At 58.7% G+C, this 16,787-nt stretch carries 17 protein-coding genes; 6 read left to right on the top strand and 11 right to left on the bottom strand.

Annotated features, from left to right (window positions below; translation table 11 throughout):
- The 5 genes from rsgA to EI291_RS06265 all read right to left on the bottom strand — a co-directional run bounded on the left by rsgA (window position 1) and on the right by EI291_RS06265 (window position 5,028).
- Window positions 1-924, bottom strand: a complete 924-nt coding sequence (gene rsgA / locus EI291_RS06285) for a ribosome small subunit-dependent GTPase A (protein ID WP_125418953.1) — start codon at window positions 922-924, stop codon at window positions 1-3.
- Between the two features lie 85 nt (window positions 925-1,009).
- A complete protein-coding gene (locus EI291_RS06280; RefSeq protein ID WP_125418952.1) occupies window positions 1,010-2,260 on the bottom strand; it encodes a 3-deoxy-D-manno-octulosonic acid transferase in 1,251 nt (416 codons plus the stop codon).
- A 223-nt stretch (window positions 2,261-2,483) separates the two neighbouring features.
- Entirely contained in the window at window positions 2,484-3,122 is a 639-nt protein-coding gene (locus EI291_RS06275; RefSeq protein ID WP_125418951.1) for a peroxiredoxin, read from the bottom strand.
- A gap of 77 nt (window positions 3,123-3,199) precedes the next feature.
- The gene (locus tag EI291_RS06270) at window positions 3,200-3,655 is read right to left on the bottom strand and encodes a Fur family transcriptional regulator (protein ID WP_170172534.1); all 456 of its coding nucleotides are present in this window, start codon (window positions 3,653-3,655) and stop codon (window positions 3,200-3,202) included.
- Between the two features lie 89 nt (window positions 3,656-3,744).
- Complete coding sequence (locus EI291_RS06265) at window positions 3,745-5,028, bottom strand: aspartate kinase (RefSeq protein ID WP_125418949.1); 1,284 nt, start codon at window positions 5,026-5,028, stop codon at window positions 3,745-3,747.
- A 154-nt stretch (window positions 5,029-5,182) separates the two neighbouring features.
- On the opposite strand from EI291_RS06265, the gene fbp reads away from it, so the two are divergent.
- The gene (gene fbp, locus EI291_RS06260; protein ID WP_125418948.1) at window positions 5,183-6,211 is read left to right on the top strand and encodes a class 1 fructose-bisphosphatase; all 1,029 of its coding nucleotides are present in this window, start codon (window positions 5,183-5,185) and stop codon (window positions 6,209-6,211) included.
- 81 nt (window positions 6,212-6,292) lie between these two features.
- Here fbp and EI291_RS06255 read toward each other — a convergent pair whose 3' ends face one another.
- The 3 genes from EI291_RS06255 to yihA form a co-directional block, all read right to left on the bottom strand.
- Window positions 6,293-6,901 carry a DUF5606 family protein gene (locus EI291_RS06255; protein WP_125418947.1) on the bottom strand — a complete coding sequence of 203 codons (609 nt, stop codon included), beginning with the start codon at window positions 6,899-6,901 and terminating at the stop codon, window positions 6,293-6,295.
- Window positions 6,902-6,931: 30 nt separating this feature from the next.
- Window positions 6,932-7,405, bottom strand: a complete 474-nt coding sequence (locus tag EI291_RS06250; RefSeq protein WP_125418946.1) for an energy transducer TonB — start codon at window positions 7,403-7,405, stop codon at window positions 6,932-6,934.
- 75 nt (window positions 7,406-7,480) lie between these two features.
- On the bottom strand, window positions 7,481-8,098 hold the full coding sequence (yihA, locus tag EI291_RS06245) for a ribosome biogenesis GTP-binding protein YihA/YsxC (RefSeq protein WP_125418945.1): 618 nt from the start codon (window positions 8,096-8,098) through the stop codon (window positions 7,481-7,483).
- A 450-nt stretch (window positions 8,099-8,548) separates the two neighbouring features.
- Between yihA and EI291_RS06240 the strand changes: the two genes are divergently transcribed.
- The 4 genes from EI291_RS06240 to EI291_RS06225 all read left to right on the top strand — a co-directional run bounded on the left by EI291_RS06240 (window position 8,549) and on the right by EI291_RS06225 (window position 13,260).
- Window positions 8,549-10,807 (top strand): OmpA family protein, encoded by a 2,259-nt coding sequence (locus EI291_RS06240; protein WP_240635386.1) that lies wholly within the window; start codon window positions 8,549-8,551, stop codon window positions 10,805-10,807.
- A gap of 129 nt (window positions 10,808-10,936) precedes the next feature.
- Window positions 10,937-11,665 (top strand): bifunctional demethylmenaquinone methyltransferase/2-methoxy-6-polyprenyl-1,4-benzoquinol methylase UbiE, encoded by a 729-nt coding sequence (ubiE, locus tag EI291_RS06235; protein WP_125418944.1) that lies wholly within the window; start codon window positions 10,937-10,939, stop codon window positions 11,663-11,665.
- Window positions 11,614-12,438, top strand: a complete 825-nt coding sequence (gene porT / locus EI291_RS06230; protein WP_125418943.1) for a type IX secretion/gliding motility protein PorT/SprT — start codon at window positions 11,614-11,616, stop codon at window positions 12,436-12,438. Before ubiE ends, porT begins: the two co-directional genes overlap by 52 nt.
- A gap of 75 nt (window positions 12,439-12,513) precedes the next feature.
- Complete coding sequence (locus tag EI291_RS06225; RefSeq protein WP_125418942.1) at window positions 12,514-13,260, top strand: SDR family NAD(P)-dependent oxidoreductase; 747 nt, start codon at window positions 12,514-12,516, stop codon at window positions 13,258-13,260.
- A gap of 52 nt (window positions 13,261-13,312) precedes the next feature.
- Here EI291_RS06225 and EI291_RS06220 read toward each other — a convergent pair whose 3' ends face one another.
- Together EI291_RS06220 and cdd are read right to left on the bottom strand one after the other, a co-directional pair.
- The gene (locus EI291_RS06220) at window positions 13,313-13,975 is read right to left on the bottom strand and encodes an alpha/beta hydrolase (RefSeq protein ID WP_125418941.1); all 663 of its coding nucleotides are present in this window, start codon (window positions 13,973-13,975) and stop codon (window positions 13,313-13,315) included.
- 2 nt (window positions 13,976-13,977) lie between these two features.
- Complete coding sequence (cdd, locus tag EI291_RS06215; RefSeq protein ID WP_125418940.1) at window positions 13,978-14,472, bottom strand: cytidine deaminase; 495 nt, start codon at window positions 14,470-14,472, stop codon at window positions 13,978-13,980.
- A 214-nt stretch (window positions 14,473-14,686) separates the two neighbouring features.
- On the opposite strand from cdd, the gene EI291_RS06210 reads away from it, so the two are divergent.
- On the top strand, window positions 14,687-16,042 hold the full coding sequence (locus EI291_RS06210) for a saccharopine dehydrogenase C-terminal domain-containing protein (RefSeq protein ID WP_125418939.1): 1,356 nt from the start codon (window positions 14,687-14,689) through the stop codon (window positions 16,040-16,042).
- A gap of 19 nt (window positions 16,043-16,061) precedes the next feature.
- Here the strand turns inward: EI291_RS06210 and EI291_RS06205 are convergent, their stop codons facing one another.
- Entirely contained in the window at window positions 16,062-16,784 is a 723-nt protein-coding gene (locus tag EI291_RS06205) for a tRNA1(Val) (adenine(37)-N6)-methyltransferase (protein WP_240635384.1), read from the bottom strand.
- Window positions 16,785-16,787 lie beyond the last annotated feature (3 nt).

The following is a 16,787-nucleotide window of genomic DNA, read 5'->3' as shown; positions in this document are numbered from 1 at the left end:
CTACTTCCGGTTGTCCTCGGCTTCCAGCATGCTCACGTAGCTGTCGTAGCGGGGGAGAGCAATACGGCCTTTGTCCACGGCTTCGCGCACGGCGCAGCCGGGCTCGTGCAGATGCTGGCAGTTGTGGTAGCGGCACTGGTTGAGCAGGGCGCGCATCTCGGGGAAATAGTGGGCCAGCTCGCCGGGCTTCATGTCTACCAGCCCCAACTCCTTAATGCCGGGCGTATCAATCAGGTACGTACCGGGGCGTACTTCCAGCATCTCGGCGAAGGTGGTAGTATGTACGCCCTTATCCGAAAACTCACTGATTTCGGCCGTTTTCAAGTCCAGGTCGGGCACCAACGCGTTGATAAGCGTGCTTTTGCCTACGCCCGAGTGCCCCGACAGCAATGAAACCTTCCCGTCCAGCAGCGCATCAATATCGGCCACACCCTCACCGTTGTGGGCCGAGCAGCGCAGCCCGGGGTAGCCCACGCGGGAGTACATCTTCAAAATCTGGTCCTGATAATCGGCCAGATCCTCGTCGTACAGGTCGGTTTTGTTGAACAGCAGCGTTACCGGAATGCTGTACGCTTCGGCCGTCACCAGAAACCGGTCGATGAACCCGAACGACGTGGCCGGGGAAGCCAGCGTAACTACCAGCAGGGCTTGGTCGAGGTTGGCAGCCACAATGTGGGCGTGCTCAGTTTTATGCACCGAGCGGCGGATGATATAATTGCGACGTGGCTCAATGTGATGAATGACACCTGCGCCTTCAGTCTGCGCCTCCACCGTAAAGTCCACCTGGTCGCCCACTGCCAGCGGGTTGCTTACTTTGAGGCCTTTGTGCTTGAATTTGCCCCGCAGGCGGCAGCGGTGCAGCTGCCCGGAGGCCTCGCGCACCACGTACCACGAGCCCGTGGATTTAACGATGGTTCCGGTCATGGAGGTGAAGTTGTGAAACGGTGAAGTGGTGAAATGGTGAGTTTGATGTTCTGTCGGGGCTACCTGCGCACATTGGACATCAAATTCACCATTTCACCACTTCACCAATCCAGTTCATAATCTTGCGGGTGGCACCGCTATGGTCGTGTACGTAGTCGAGGCTGACATCCTGCACCTGCAGGCGGGCTTCTTCGCGGTGATAGAGCGGGCCGAAGGCCGTTAACAACTCCTCGGCTGAGGAAATCGGGAAAGCGCAGCCAAGCTCCACCAAATCCAGGGCTTCCTGAAACTTGTGGTAGGTAGGGCCGAAGAACAGCGGCAGCCCAAAGGCAGCGGCTTCCAGCGTATTGTGCAGCCCCTTGCCAAACGCCCCCCCGATGTAGGCAAAATGCCCGAAGCGGTAGAGCTGGCTGAGCAGACCCACGTTGTCCATGAGCAGCACCCGGGCCTGCGCCACCGTGGCCGCGTCGGCCTGGGAGTAGCGCACCACCTGGCTGGGCAGGGCGGCTTCCACGAGGCGCAGATTGGTTTCGCTGATTTCGTGGGGAGCTACAATGAAGCGTAGCTCCTGCTGGTATTGCTGCAGCAGGGGCGTGAGCACCGGCAGGTCTTCGGGCCAGCTACTGCCCACAATCAGCACCGGGGCCCAGTCGTCGGTGAAGGCATCCACCAGCGGCAAAGGCCGGGCCGAAGCCTCCGCCGTGCGCACCACCGTATCGAAGCGGGTGTCGCCGGCCACGCTGGCCTGGCTGATACCGGCTTGGCGCAGCAGCTCCACGCTGGCCTGATTCTGGGTGAAAATGTGGGTGAACCGGCTCAGGATGCGACGGAAAAAGCCGCCCCAGGGCTGGAAAAACACCTGTTCGGCCCGAAAAATGGCCGATACGCATACCGTGGGCACCTGCCGCCGCTGCAGCTCGGTGAGGAAGTAATACCAGAACTCGTACTTCACAAACACGGCCAGCCGGGGCTGCACCGCCGCCAGAAAAGCGCGGGCATTAGCGGCCGTATCGAGGGGCAGGTAGAACACGTAATCGGCCCCCGCCCAGTTTTTGCGGATTTCATAGCCCGAAGGCGAGAAGAACGTCAACACAATCTTGTGGTCCGGATACTGCGCTGCGTAGGCTTCCATCAGCGGGCGGCCCTGCTCAAACTCGCCCAGCGAGGCGCAGTGAAACCACACGCGCGGAGCCATATCGGCCGCCAGCGCCGCTTGAATCTGCAGCAGCAGCCCGCGCCGCCCGGCTGTCCACTGCGCCGCTTTGGGCACGAACGGTGCTACCAGCCGCAGCAGCAGCGCATACAGGTGCAGGCCAATGGTATAGAGAAAGCGCAAGAGGTGGTTCTTAGGACGTAAGGCTTACATCAGGAAGCCAAAGAAAAGTGTGCTTGTAATGGCACTAGGCCACGCTGCTGCAAAAATAGGCCTTTTGCCCGCAGCCCCACAAAAAAGGCTCCGCCGTAACCCGACGAAGCCTTTTTCATACATTCTAAGCACTAAGCACTAAGCACTAAGCACTAAGCACTAAGCACTAAGCACTAAGCACTAAGCACTAGCATTAGTGAGCCGCGTGCTTGCCGAGGTAGTTGGCTACGCCCTCACGGGTGGCCGACATAGCCTCTTTGCCTTCTTCCCAGTTAGCGGGGCACACTTCGCCCTTTACCTCGAAGTATTGCAGGGCATCCACCATGCGCATGGCTTCGTCGATGCTGCGGCCCAGCGGACCGTCGTTTACTACCTGGTGGCGCACGATGCCGTCCTTGTCAATCAGGAACAGGCCGCGGTAGGCCAGAGGCGAGCCCACGAAGGTCATTTCGCCGGCTTCGTTGTAGTCGTAATGACCGCCCAGCACGTCGTAGTTGGCGGCAATGGTTTTGGTGGCATCGGCTACCAGCGGGTATTTTACGCCCTCAATGCCGCCGTTGTCGCGCGGGGTCTGCAGCCAGGCAAAGTGCGAGAAGTGCGTATCGGTGGAGCAGCCCACAATGGCTACGCCTTTGGCTTCGAAATCGGCCAGACGGTCCTGGAACGCAATGATTTCGGTGGGGCACACGAACGTGAAGTCGGCGGGGTAGAAGTAGAAGATGACGTGCTTCTTGCCCAAATAACGGTCAAGCGAGAAATCCTCCTCGAATTCGCCGTCGATAACAGCGGTAGCTTTGAAAGAAGGAGCACGTTTGCCTACGAGAACTGCCATGAGGTATGGAAAATGGTGAAAAAAGAAAGTAGAAGGAAGATGGCGGCCGAAGCCACCAGGCCCATAAACAGGCCGGTTTAGCTCAGCACCTTGTTGCCCGTCACGTGCAACGAGAAGGAGTGGGGCTGAAAGCCCGTCAGGCCCTTGGTAGCGAAGAAGTCCCGAATCAGGGCGTCCAGCTGCGGGTCGCAGTAGTCAATGATTTCCTGCGTGTTGGCGCAAAACAAGTGGTGGTGCTCGGTGCAGTCGGCATCGTAGCGGCGGGAGGAGCCCTCGGCCGACGCTACTCGCTTGGTGAGGCCGGCGGCCACAAACGCATCGAGGGTTTTGTACACCGTGCCCAACGACACCGACGGCGTCTGCTCGGTCACGCGCCGGTGCACCTGCTCGGCCGTGGGGTGGCCCGGCAGCACCAGCAGGCTTTCCAGAATCAGCAGGCGCTGCTGGGTAGCCCGCAGGCCGGCAGCGGCCAGCCGGTCGCGCAGGTGGCCGGCTGTGGGAGCAGGGTGTGAATGGTCAGACGTGTGGTTCACCAGATGAGAATAATTCTCCGCAAAGATACGGCTATAAGGTCCGGCCGGGCAAAATTGTTTCATGCCGGCTGCCGGGCCTATGTGCGCCCCTATTTAATCCACTCATTCTCACCGCCCCGGCACACAAACTGAAACGTCTGGCGGGTGCGCTGCTCCAGCAGCAGCTCCCGGCCCTCGGTCAGCCGCCGGATGCTGGCGGCGTCGTAGTTTTTAATGGTGTACAGCTCCAGGCCGGTGTTGTAGTGAATGGTGAACTGCTCCCGCAGCACGCCCAGCAGCTTCTCTAGGCGGTAGGCCGAAAAATCGGTGCAGACCGAGAAGCTGATGGCGGAGTTCTGCATCAGGTGAATCTTGAGCCGCACCTGCGCCAGCGCCCCGAAAATCACCTCCAGGTTTTCCTCCGATATAAACGTGAGGTCCTTGGACTCAAAGGACACCAGGCACTGCCCGGTTTTGCGGATTAGGGCGGGCACCAGCAGCCCGTGCCGGCAGTCGTGAATCACGGTGCCCTCGGCCGCGGGGTCCACAAACGACTTCACCAGCAGCGGAATCTGCTTTACGGCCAGCGGCTTGATGGTTTTGGGGTGAATCACCGAGGCCCCGTAGTACGCCATTTCAATGGTTTCCTGGTAGCTGATTTCGGGGTAGCGCACCGTGTCGGCAAAAATCTTGGGGTCGGCGTTCAACAGGCCTGCCACATCCTTCCAGATGGTGACCGAAGCGGCCCCCAGGCAGTAGGCCAGAATGGCGGCCGTATAATCGGAGCCCTCCCGGCCCAGGGTAGTGGTCTGGCCGCTGGAGGTGCCGCCCAGAAACCCCTGCGTCACCACTGGGCCGTGGGCCAGCCGCTCGGGCAGAATGCTGGTGAGCAGCCGCTCGGTAGCGGGCCAGGCCACGCGGCCTTCGCGCCAGGTGTGGTCCGTGCGAATCAGCGTGCGGCAATCCAGCCACTGCGCCTGCATGGCCCGGGCCACGATGCGCGTCGCCAGCAGCTCCCCGAAGCTCACTACTTGGTCGTACTGCTTGTCGAAATCACCGGGCTGCAACGTGGCCAGGCGGTCCTGCAGCTGCTCCAATAACTCCGCCAGCGCCGGTGTGCCGGTCGCTTCATCCGTGGTTCCCAGCTCAGCGGCTACCTGCAGATGAAAATTGCGCAGGGCGGTAAGCTGAGCCGTGTACTCCTGGCCGCTGTGAGCCAGCTGAAAGATTTCTTCCAGGGCATTGGTGGTTTTGCCCATGGCCGATACCACTACCACCAGCGGGCCGGGCTGACCGTAGGTTTGGGTAATGTGCACCAGGTTGCGGATGGCGGCAGCATCTTTCACGGATGCGCCGCCAAACTTGAAAATCCGAAGTTGCTGCGGTTCCTGCATGGCCCAAATGTAGGGCCAAGGCGCGCATTCTGCCTAAATACCGGTAAAACAGCCTTTCTAAAGCGGTGAAATAAACGAATAGCGAAATTTCGCTGCGGCTCTGCGGCAAATTGGTTAATTTTGGCCTTCCACCCGCATCATTCCCACTCAGCCCATGACCAACCACGACAAACTGGCCCTGCCCGTTGGTACCACCCTGGACCGCTTCATTATGCGGAAGCAGGAAGATTTCCCCTACGCTACCGGGGAGCTTTCCCAGTTGCTGCGCGACATTGCCCTGGCGGCCAAAATCGTGAACCGTGAAATCAACCGCTCCGGCCTCATTGATATTGCCGGCGCCTACGGCAACCGCAACGTGCAGGGCGAAGACCAGCAGAAGCTCGACGTAATTGCCAATATCCGCTTCATCCGTGCCCTGCGCAACGGGGGCGAGGTGTGCACCATCATTTCGGAGGAAGATGACGAGATGATTCAGACCGGCAACACCCAGGGCAAGTACGTGGTGGCCATTGATCCGCTGGACGGCTCTTCGAATATTGATGTGAACGTCAGCATCGGCACCATTTTCAGCATCTACCGCCGCGTATCACCCACCGGCCTGGAAGGCACTACCCAGGACTGCCTGCAAACCGGCACCCATCAGGTAGCGGCCGGCTACGTGATTTATGGCTCCAGCACCATGCTGGTATATACCACCGGCAATGGTGTGAACGGCTTCACCTACGAGCCCAGCCTCGGCGAGTTCTTCCTCTCGCACCCCAACATCCAGACGCCCAAATCGGGCGCCATCTACTCCATCAATGAGGGCGTGTCGGAGTCCTTCTCCGAAGGCATGAAGGCCTTCGTGGCTTACTGCAAAGAGCAGAACTACTCGGCCCGCTACATTGGCTCCTTGGTGGCCGATTTCCACCGTAACCTGCTGAAGGGCGGCATCTACATGTACCCGACTTCGAAAAAAGCCCCCAACGGTAAGCTGCGCCTCATGTACGAGTGCAACCCGCTGGCTTTCATTGTGGAGCAGGCCGGGGGCAAATCCAGCAATGGCCGCCGCCGCACCCTGGAGCTGGAGCCCCGCGACCTGCACGAGCGGTGCCCCCTGTTCATCGGCTCACCGGAGTTGGTAGAGAAAGTGGAGGAGTTCCTCGCCGCTGAATTTGCCCACGACGCCGTGCTGAAGGCGTAGTCCCGGTTAGCGGAGGCTAATCGAATAAAACATAAAAGACCACCCGGAACCGGGTGGCCTTTTGCATAAGAAAGGCGGCAGTTACTCGGCTTTCTTTTTCGTGGTTTTCTTGGCAGGCTTAGCCTCGCCGGCTTCGGGGTTGCCGGCGGCGTTGGTTTCCTCAGCAGCCGGAATAACGCCGGCCGTGCTCAGGGCTTCGTCGGCGGCGGGCTCATCTTTCTTGGTGGCCTTTTTCTTAGCCTTGGGCTTCTCTTCAGTTGCTTCTGCAGCCGGGGTTTCGTCCTCGGTAGCTGGAGCCTGGTATTCCAGATTCTGGCTTACCACGCGGTACCACTGCACCAGCTTTTTGATGTCGGACATATACACCCGCTCCCGGTCGTAGTCGGGCATGATGCCGGCCATAAACGCAGCCAGGTCCCGGTCGTCCGATTTATTGGTGAGGGTCAGGTCTTTGCCGTGCTGCTGGTAAATTCGGTCAAACACTTCCGACAGCGGAACCGTCTGGTCGTAGTCCTGAGTATACATGGAAATTTCCTGCAGCAACGACACCTTGTTGCGGGCGGAAGCCACGGAACGGGTGCCCTTTGCATCGAGGGCTTCAATGATAACGCCGGCGCGGGTGGGCTTCACGAGGCGGTACAGACCGGGCATTCCGCTGATGGCGGCAATTTCCTTAAGGTCGAAAGGCATAGGATGTAAGCGGTTGTTGAAAGTGCAAAGTTACTCAGTTGGGGCGGCTTGGCCGGGGACCGGCAATTTAAACGTAACGGGTAGGCTGGTCAGAATAGCGTAGTCGGGCTTATTGAACTTCAGCAGGCGTACTATGCGCAGAGCTTCCTCGCCGCAGCCGCCGCCAATGTTCTTCACCAGCTTAATCCCCGACATAGTGCCATCGGTGTTCAGCGTGAAGCTCACAATGCACTGACCCTGAATCCGGTTGCGGCGCGCCATAATCGGATATTTCAGCTCCTTCTCAATGAAGGCGTACATAGCTTCCTGACCGCCTTCGTAATATTCCGCCACCGGAATGGCCTTGGGCGCATGCGCCGGAGCAGCCGGGGCGGCCTCATCCGGGGCAGTCGTCGTTTCGGGCGTCGGGCCGTCGGTTTTTATCTTAACCTTGGTTTTTTGGGCCAATACGGGAGCTGAGCAAGCCAGCAGTCCGATACCCAACAGGAAAGCGAATTTTTTCATGTGAACGTGAGCGGAGAAAAGCGAAAAACACGGTAGGAAAGACTCCCGCCGGAGCCTGGCAATTACGAGGCCAATCTACGCATTATCGGGCGTTTCGGCGTACTGCCGGTTAATCTCCTCAATGAAGCTGAGCACCTCCTCACGGCCGGTTTTCTCTTCCGCGGAGGTGACAAAATGCCGGGGTACCTCGTCCCAGGTTTCCTCCATTTTACGCAGATAATCCACCACGTTTTGCTGCGTCCGGGAGCCGGATTGTTTATCAGCTTTAGTAAATACCAATACGAACGGAATTCCTTCGGTACCCAGTTGCTCCATAAATTCCAGATCTACCGCCTGGGGCGTATGACGGGAATCAATAAGCACAAATACACACGCCAGATTTTCGCGCTTGCGTAAATAATAATTAATCATGCGCGACCATTTGACGCGCGCATCTTTACTGACCCGAGCGTATCCATAGCCCGGTAAATCAACCAGATACCAATTATTATTAATGATAAAATGATTGATTAACTGAGTTTTACCCGGCAGCGAAGACGTTTTGGCAAGCCCCTTATGGTTGGTGAGCATGTTAATCAGCGACGACTTGCCAACATTCGAGCGCCCAATGAAGGCATACTCCGGCAGGGTGGGCGCGGGACAGTCCTCCACCCGGGAATTGCTCATCAAAAATTTTGCGTCCTGGATATTCATGAGTTCAAGGATGATCTGAGCAGCAAAGGTAGGTATTCAATGACGGGCGTTACGACACATAATTTTTTTGGGAAAAACCTTGTAATTTAAGTAGGCGAACTATATTTGTGCGTCCGGTAATGCATTCAGGAAAGGTTTTGGAGCGGAAAACTTCATTTCTTTTCTGCTTCACTGCCTGCTATTTTACGTAATTGGATGCGGCGAAGGCCGTATTATGAAATTCCTATCTTTGCCCGCTTATTCCCCGTCTTTGGGGATGTATGTAGTGGGCAAAATGTGTGGCTAACGACCAGTTATTTACGTGTAGCAGCACATTTTTACCTACTACCCCTCAACCCTGAGGCGGGTTTTCAGTATAAGAGGCAACTCTTGAAAATCCGCTACGCGCAACCGGCGTTCGGGGTATTCTCTCCTCCTTTGCAACTCCTTATTTCCCTAACCCCTCCAACAATGGACAACTTAGTCAGAAGGTTATTGAAAGCCTCGTGCGCCTTCGCGCTTACGGCTGCTGTGGCCCAGCCTGCCCTGGCTCAGAGCACACGAAAGCAACTGAAGACTGCCAATAAGTTCTTCGGACAAGAGAACTACCGGGCCTCTTTGCCTTACTATGAGCAAGTGCTGGCCAAGGAGCCAAACAATGCGCAGGCACTGTTCCGGGCGGGTATTGCCTATATGTCGTTTGATAAAGAAAAAGCCAGCGACTATATCTATAAGGCGCAGCGCCTGAAGAAGAATGTATCCAAGGACGTAGAATACTGGCTGGGCCGGGTTGACCACCTGAACTACAACTTCGACGAGGCTATTTCGCACTTCCAGGCCTACAACGCCACCCTGAAGAGCAAAGACACCCGTAAAAAGGAGCTGGCGCAGCTGATTCAGCACAGCAAAAACGCCAAGGTGCAGTTCAACAGCCCCAAGGATATCTTCGTGAAAAACCTGGGCCCCACCATCAACACGCAATGGTCGGAGCACAGCCCGGTAATTTCGGCTGACGATAAAATCCTGCTGTTCACGTCGCGCTCCGATGACATGAGCAACGCCCCGGCCGTAAGCGCCGACGGCACCGTGAAGGATAAAAACAAAATTGCCGCCGACGGCCAGTACTACGAGAACATCTACGAAGCCAAGCGCATCGACGATGAGAACTGGGAAAAGCCCCGCTCCCTGAGCGGCGTGCTGAACGGCAAAGGCCATGATGCTTCAATTCAGGTGTTCGATAACGACACCAAGCTGCTCATGTACCGCAACGACGAGAACGGGGACATCCTGTATTCGGAGAAATCGGGAGCTGACTGGACGGAGCCGAAAAAGCTGAATAAGAACATCAACACGTCGGCTTTCGAGTCGGATGCTTACATCACGCCCGATGGACTGACGATTTACTTTTCGACCAGCAAGTATTCGGACGATAACACGCTGGATATTTACTATGCTACCCGTCAGCCCGGTGGCGACTGGGGACCGGCTAAAACCATCGGTAACGCCGTTAACACGGCGTACGATGACGACAGCCCGTACCTGAGCCGCGACGGCAAGACGCTGTACTTCTCCTCGCGTGGTCATAACACGATGGGTGGATACGATATTTTCAAATCGGAGTGGGACTCGGTGGGCCGCAAGTGGGGCCGGGCCGAGAATATGGGCTACCCCATAAACACCCCCGATGACGACACGTATTACCGCCTGTCGCCGGATGGCTCGTACGCTTACCTGTCGTCGTACCGCATCGGTGGTTACGGTGAGAAGGATATCTACACCATCAACTACATAAAAAACGCCATTATCCGCGGCCGGGTGCTGAGCCAGAAGGACAGCACAGTAATTCCGGGCGTGGAGCTGGTGTTCAGCGGAACCCAGGCCGATAAAACGGCCCTGAGCTACCGCGACATCACCAAGCCCGTAACCGGCGACTACCAGGTGAGCGTGCTTTCGGGCCGTACCTACCAGGTAGCCGTGTCGAAGGATGGCAAGAACATCGAGACGCAGGAGTTTGCCGTGCCGATTTCGACTAACGACTCGACTACCATTACCAAGGACTTCTACGTACCGTACATCGATACTTTAAACCGTGGTATTGTTGCGCTGAAGCCGATTTATTTCGATACTGACAAGTACAAGCTGCGGCCGGAGTCGATTACGGAGCTGAACAAAATCAGCGAGATTCTGAAGGCTAACCCCGGCATCAACATCTCAATTGAAGGTAACTGCGACTCGCGCAATACCGATGAGTACAACATGGTACTCGGCCAGAACCGTGCGGATGTGGCCTACAACTACCTGAAAAAGCAGGGTGTAGCCGAAACGCGCATGGTGACGGTAAGCTACGGTGAGCGTCGTCCGGTAGCCGCCAACGATTCGCCGGAGAACATGCAGCTCAACCGCCGCACCGACTTCCGCGTGATTACCAAAGAAGGCGAGGCAGCTCCGACGCTGAACCCTGCTACGCCTACCTCGGGGGCTAACTCAACGGGTTCGTCTTCCTCGACTACCACTACCACCATGCCGCTGCAGCCTGGCAAGAGCAAGGCGAAGCTGCCCGATGGCACCAAGGTGAAAACCAAAGTGGATGAGGACAGCGACAAAGTGAAAGTAAAAACCAAAGGTGCCAACGACGAGAAGAGCAAGACCGTGACCAAGGACGGTACCATCGACTCGAAGGCAAAAGATGCCAACGGTGAGAAGACCAAAGTGAAGACCGACAACGACTAAGCGTTGGGTTTAGCTGAAGCAAACGGGTCGGGCCAGCAGCCCGACCCGTTTTTTTTTAACATAATGCTGGGCGGGCCGTTGTAATTGGGCAATTTTGCCTGAGTTTCCTCGTTCTTCGCCCTGAGAAGTATGTCCGTAGTTCCCTACAAAGATGACGCCGCCGGCAAAAAGTCGCAGGTGGCCCAGATGTTCAATAGCATTGCCGGCAAGTATGACTTCCTGAACCACTTTCTGAGTGTGGGCACGGACATCTACTGGCGGCGCAAGGCCGTGGATGAGTTGAAACAGCTGCGGCCGGCCCGGGTGCTGGACATTGCTACCGGCACCGCCGACTTCGCCATTGAAACCCTGCGGGCCGCCACGCCCGATGCCCAGATTACGGGTGTGGATATTTCGGAGGGGATGCTGGAGGTAGGACGGCGCAAGCTGGAGCAGAAGGGCCTGAGCCAGCGCATCCGGCTGGAGCTGGGCGACTCGGAGGCCCTGCCGTTTCTGGATAACCATTTTGATGCCGTAACGGCTTCATTCGGAGTGCGCAACTTCGAGAACCTGGAAAAGGGACTCTCGGAAATGTACCGGGTGCTGCGGCCGGGCGGCAAGATGGTGGTGCTGGAGTTCAGCAAGCCCACGGCTTTCCCCATGAAGCAGGCCTACAACTTCTACTTCAAAAACATTCTGCCGGTATTCGGCAAGTTGATTTCCAAAGACCGCGCCGCTTATACGTACCTGCCCGAATCGGTGCAGGCCTTCCCGGATGGTCAGGATTTTCTGGCAATTCTGCGTAAAGTTGGCTTTACCTCTCCTGCATGGCAACCCCTCACGTTCGGCATCAGCTCCATTTACACGGCTCAAAAATAGTGCGTCTGGCAGTAGTTGCCCTGGCCATCGGGGCGTTGCCCTTTGGAGCGCAGGCCCAGAAAAAAAGCCTGTCGAGCGCTAACAGAGGCAAAAATGGCCGGGTAAAATCGGTGACAGTAAACAACCTGCCGGGCTACGACGACCGGTGGTTGCACCTGGGCATGTACGTGGCACCCAACTTCTCGCGCTATAAGCTGGAGCAGGCGGCCGGCTACCCCAGTCAGGGCGTATCGGCCAACTCGGTAGTGAGCCCCGGCGGCTCGGTGGGGTTTCTGGCCGATGTGCGGCTTGGCTACTACGGGGCCCTGAACTTTGCGCCCGGTGTGAGCTTCCTTACCCGGCGCATCGAGTTCAAGCCTTACGGCTACTCGCAGAATACGGCCCAGTATCCCAACGACCCCAAGGAAATTGAGGATCAGGAAATCAGTGCTACCCAATTGGATTTCCCGTTGCTGTTCAAGCTGAAATCGGAGCGCCGGCGCAACTCGCGGGTGTATATCATTGGCGGAATAAAGCCCAGTTTCACCATTGGGGGGCGGAAAAAGGAAACTACCCAGACGCTGCTGGAAGCCGGCCGCTCCGATGTGGCCATTGAGTACGGCGTGGGAATGGACCTGTTTTATCCGTTCTTCAAATTCTCGCCGGAACTGCGCTTCTCCCACGGCCTCACCAACCTGTACGTGCCCAATAACAACGACGTGTACAGCCGCAGCCTGCAGAGTATGAAAAGTAATACTGTGACGCTGTACCTGAACATCTGGTCGGGCAGATAGCTGCTGGTGTATCAACCACGGACTGCTTATTCTGACGTTGCCCTTCCGCGGGAGGGGCAACCTAGCTACTGAATTATGAAAACTGCATTTGTAACCGGCGCTTCGTCGGGGATTGGGCGGGCTACGGCCGTAGCGTTGGCAGAGGCCGGTTTCCGGCTGGTGCTGGCGGGCCGCCGCCGGGAGCGACTGGAGGAACTGGCGCAGCAACTGGCTGGTACGCCCACGCACCTGCTCACGTTTGATGTGCGTGACCGGGCCGCCGTAGAAACCGCTGTACAAAGTCTGCCCGCTGAGTTTCAGGACGTGGACGTGCTCATCAACAACGCCGGCAACGCCCACGGTCTGGCTCCCATTCAGAGTGGTAACCCGCAGGACTGGGACGATATGCTGGATGGCAATGTGAAGGGGCTGCTGTACGTGAGCAAGGCCGTGCTGCCGGCCATGACGCGCCGCAACGTGGGCCACATCATCAATATCGGCTCCATTGCCGGGTATGAGGCTTACGCTAATGGTAACGTGTACTGTGCCTCCAAAGCGGCCGTGGCCTCCCTTACAAAGTGTATGCGGCTGGACTTGCTGCCCCATAACATTCGGGTGGCCGAAGTAAACCCCGGAGCCGTGGAAACCGAGTTTTCGGAGGTGCGCTTCAAAGGCGACACGGAGCGTGCCGCTAAAGTATATGAAGGCTTCGAGCCGCTGAAGGCCGAGGACGTGGCCGACGTTATCCGGTTTATGGTAACGCGTCCGCCCCACGTGAACGTAGCCGAAGTGCTGTTGCTGCCCACGGCGCAGGGCGCTGCCACTACTATTCGGCGCAGCTAACTCTTGGTCTGTTCATAAAAAAGGCTTCTCCTGTCAGCAGGAGAAGCCTTTTTTATGATGCCGGATTAGCTAACTCGGTAAGTGTGGCGGCATCCAGGGTATGCCGGCCGGGGAAGCGGAGGATGCGGGGCGTAGAACCCAACTGCTCCAGAAACTGCTGCTGCTGCCGGAGCTGCACCTCCGATACATACTCGTCCTCGGTGCCACACACCAGCGTAACGGGCACTTGACGAAGCAGGTGGGTAGCCGTAGGTAGTTCCATATCGGGCGGGAAGCCCCCGGCCCAGAGGACCAGGTGGCTGGGCCGGAAAACTGCCTTGGCCAGCCAGCGGCTGATGGTGGCGGCTCCCTGCGAAAAACCCAGCACGGTAATTTCTGTTTCCGGTGCCGCCTGGGGCAGTATGCTGGCGGCCAGTTGATTGAGGTAGCCCACGTAATCGGCAATTTCCGTCAGCCGGTCGTCCTTCGTCATCCAAGTAGCCCCGACGCGGCCGGAAGAGCCCTGCAGGTAAAAGCGCGACAATCCTTCGGGCGCAATAACTACCAGCGCCGGGTCGGCAGCGGTGAGGTGGGCGAAGTGCCGGATGAAGTAGGCGGCCAGCTGCCCGTAGCCGTGCACCACAAACCACACCCGCCGGGTAGCGGGCGTAAGTTCGCCCAGCTGATAATAACGGGCCGAGCGTGTAACGGCCAGGTGCTGTTCCCGGGCCTGCATGGCTATTGTGCCGAGGGCAGGTCGTCGGCCGTGAAGCCGAAGGGTAGCAGGTCGGAGAGGGAGCGAAACCGGTAGATGCTGCCATTGGGGCCGGGCAGCAGTAGCGGAATGGGCTGTTTCTGGCGGTGCTCGTACTCGGCCATCACCTGGCGGCACGCGCCGCAGGAGGTAACCGGCACAAACTCTCCATTGGCCGGGCGGGCCGCTACGGCCATACCCACAATACGGCGCTCCGGCTGGGTAGCGGCCAGCCCGAACAGGGCCGTACGCTCGGCACAGAGCCCGGATGGGTAGGCCGCGTTTTCCTGATTGGTGCCCCGAAAAATGGAGCCATCATCGAGCAGCAGGGCAGTACCTACGTGAAAGTGGGAGTAGGGCGCGTACGCGTGGTCGGTAGCAGCGCGGGCCGCCTGCCAGGTGGCAGCTTCGGCGGGAGTAAGGTCGGCTTCGGAAGCCACCACGTCAACGGTGATGGTCAGGTGAAGGGGGTGGGCCATTGGAGGCAAAGAACGGCCCGGCACCGGCAAGCGGCCCCGGGTAGTGAAAAAGGGGGCGGCGAATGTACAACCTTTTTTGAGAAGACAATCAGATACTTCTGAAGATGGAGAAGCTCCATGATTGAAAACGGACTTACAGAACTACTGTGGGCCTTTCTCTCGGGCATTATGCAGATATTGGGCTCCGAGTTCATCCCACCTTCCCACCCCCAACATGACCCGTATTCTGCTGCTGGGCGCCGGCCGCTCAGCTTCCTCCCTGATTCAATACCTGCTGCTGCACGCGCCCACCGAAGGCTGGCAGCTGACGGTGGCCGACATGCAGCCCGCCCACCTGGCCCCCGTGCTGGCGGCTCACTCGGAGTATGCCCGCGCCGTGCCCTTCGATGTGCACGACGAAGCCCGCCTGGAAGAGCTGGTACCTCAGGCCGACGTGGTGATTTCCATGCTGCCGGCTCTGTTTCATGGAGCCGTGGCGCGGGCCTGCGTGCGGCACCGGCGGCACTTGGCCACGGCCAGCTACGTGAGCGAGGAAATCCGGGCCCTGGAGGCCGAAGCGCAGGAGGCTGGTATTACCATTTTGATGGAGTGCGGCCTCGACCCCGGCCTCGACCACATGTCGGCTATGCGGGTGCTCAACGATATTCGGGCCCGGGGCGGTGTGGTTACGTCGTTCAAATCTTACTGCGGGGGGCTGCTGGCCCCGGAAGTGGAAGGAGATAATCCGTGGAAGTACAAGTTCACCTGGAATCCGCGCAACGTGGTGCTGGCCGGCCAGAGTACCGCCAAATTCCTGGAAAACGGCCGCCCGCGCTTCATTCCTTACCAGCACCTGTTTGCCCGCACGGAAACCGTAGCGGTACCCGGCTTCGGAGAATTTGAAGGTTATGCCAACCGGGATTCGCTGAGCTACCGTGCACCTTACGGCCTGGAAGATATCCCCACGATGCTGCGTGGCACCCTGCGCCGGCCCAGCTACTGCGCGGGCTGGCACGCACTGGTACGCCTGGGCCTCACCGATGACGCCGTGCACCTCGATAACCCGGTTACACTGCCGTGGCGGGAGCTGGTGGAGGCCTATCTGCCCACCGGCTCTGGCGACACGGCCGCCCGCGTGGCCGCCTACCTGGGCCTGGACCCCGCTGGTACCGTACTGCAGCACCTGGTGTGGCTGGAGCTGTTCACGGAGCGGCCGGTAGGCATGGCCAACGCTACGCCCGCCCAGCTGCTGGAAAAGCTGCTCACCGAAAAATGGGCCCTGCAGCCCCACGACCGGGACATGATTGTGATGCAGCATCAGTTCGAATACGAGCTGGAAGGTGCGCACCACGGCCACACTTCCTCCTTGGTGGTGCTGGGCGATGATGCCGTGCACACGGCCATGGCCAAAACCGTAGGCCTGCCCCTGGCTATGGCCGTGCGCCGGTTAACCCAAGGAAGGCTTACGCAGCGCGGCGTGGTTATCCCAACAGCGCCAGAACTGTATGAGCCAATTCTGGCGGAGCTAGAGGCAAGCTACGGCATCCGGTTTGTGGAGGAAAGCCAGCAGCCGGCCGCAACCGCGGACTAATTTTCGGGGAGAATACCGTTTACAACGCCAGATAGAATGGCCCCAACGCTTCCCGAAACCACGCCGAATAATCCTCTGAGCCGGCCTCGTGCAGCGGTAATGCCTGTTGCTGCGCGGGAGCCGGCTGCCGGCTAAAGGTGGTGATGTGGCGCAGCGGTTTACTGTCCGGCCGGTGGTGCAGCACCCGGCGGTGAGTGGGGTAGAGGCTGGCCGCAGCGGCTTCCTGCTCAAACTGCTGCATCTCGGGCAGGGGCAGCAGTACCGTCAGTTGGCCCGCGGGCGTGAGGAACCGGGCCGCAAACCCGGCCAGTTCCGCAAAGGTCAGCGAGTCTTCGGCGGTGTGGCGGGCCGTGGTGCGCTGGGCGTTGGGAGAGCGGAGCGAGTTGCGGAAGAAGGGCGGGTTGCAGAGAATATGGTCGAAGGGCACGGGCTCAGTGGCGGCAAAAGCCGCCAGCGGAACCGGATGCAGCCGGAGTCGCCCGGCCCAGGGACTAGCCGCAAAATTGGCCGCCGCCTGAGCCGCAGCGGCTTCGTCCAGCTCCACGGCCTCAATCTGCGCGTGTGGGTTGCGCTGGGCCGCCATCAACGCCAGCAGGCCCGTGCCCGTGCCGATGTCTAGGATGCGCTGCGCGTTGGCTATGGGGGCCAGCGCGCCCAGCACGCAGGCATCGGTGCAGACCTTCATGGCGCAGGCGGCCTGCTCCACCCGGAACTGCTTGAACTGGAAATAGGAATTTGCCACGCC

Origin of the sequence: Hymenobacter rigui, assembly GCF_003944715.1 — a bacterium.
Classification (GTDB): domain Bacteria; phylum Bacteroidota; class Bacteroidia; order Cytophagales; family Hymenobacteraceae; genus Hymenobacter; species Hymenobacter rigui.
The sequence above is the reverse complement of the archived record's forward strand: the minus strand, read 5'-3'. Positions and strand labels throughout refer to the sequence as shown.

What these genes read in the sequence shown, in the direction of transcription:
- rsgA (WP_125418953.1), bottom strand. Translation starts at nt 924, where the DNA reads ATGACCGGAACCATCGTTAAATCCACGGGCTCGTGGTACGTGGTGCGC.
- EI291_RS06275 (WP_125418951.1), bottom strand. Translation starts at nt 3,122, where the DNA reads ATGGCAGTTCTCGTAGGCAAACGTGCTCCTTCTTTCAAAGCTACCGCT.
- EI291_RS06265 (WP_125418949.1), bottom strand. Translation starts at nt 5,028, where the DNA reads ATGCAGGAACCGCAGCAACTTCGGATTTTCAAGTTTGGCGGCGCATCC.
- fbp (WP_125418948.1), top strand. Translation starts at nt 5,183, where the DNA reads ATGACCAACCACGACAAACTGGCCCTGCCCGTTGGTACCACCCTGGAC.
- EI291_RS06255 (WP_125418947.1), bottom strand. Translation starts at nt 6,901, where the DNA reads ATGCCTTTCGACCTTAAGGAAATTGCCGCCATCAGCGGAATGCCCGGT.
- EI291_RS06250 (WP_125418946.1), bottom strand. Translation starts at nt 7,405, where the DNA reads ATGAAAAAATTCGCTTTCCTGTTGGGTATCGGACTGCTGGCTTGCTCA.
- yihA (WP_125418945.1), bottom strand. Translation starts at nt 8,098, where the DNA reads ATGAATATCCAGGACGCAAAATTTTTGATGAGCAATTCCCGGGTGGAG.
- EI291_RS06240 (WP_240635386.1), top strand. Translation starts at nt 8,549, where the DNA reads ATGGACAACTTAGTCAGAAGGTTATTGAAAGCCTCGTGCGCCTTCGCG.
- ubiE (WP_125418944.1), top strand. Translation starts at nt 10,937, where the DNA reads ATGTCCGTAGTTCCCTACAAAGATGACGCCGCCGGCAAAAAGTCGCAG.
- porT (WP_125418943.1), top strand. Translation starts at nt 11,614, where the DNA reads ATGGCAACCCCTCACGTTCGGCATCAGCTCCATTTACACGGCTCAAAA.
- EI291_RS06225 (WP_125418942.1), top strand. Translation starts at nt 12,514, where the DNA reads ATGAAAACTGCATTTGTAACCGGCGCTTCGTCGGGGATTGGGCGGGCT.
- EI291_RS06220 (WP_125418941.1), bottom strand. Translation starts at nt 13,975, where the DNA reads ATGCAGGCCCGGGAACAGCACCTGGCCGTTACACGCTCGGCCCGTTAT.
- cdd (WP_125418940.1), bottom strand. Translation starts at nt 14,472, where the DNA reads ATGGCCCACCCCCTTCACCTGACCATCACCGTTGACGTGGTGGCTTCC.
- EI291_RS06210 (WP_125418939.1), top strand. Translation starts at nt 14,687, where the DNA reads ATGACCCGTATTCTGCTGCTGGGCGCCGGCCGCTCAGCTTCCTCCCTG.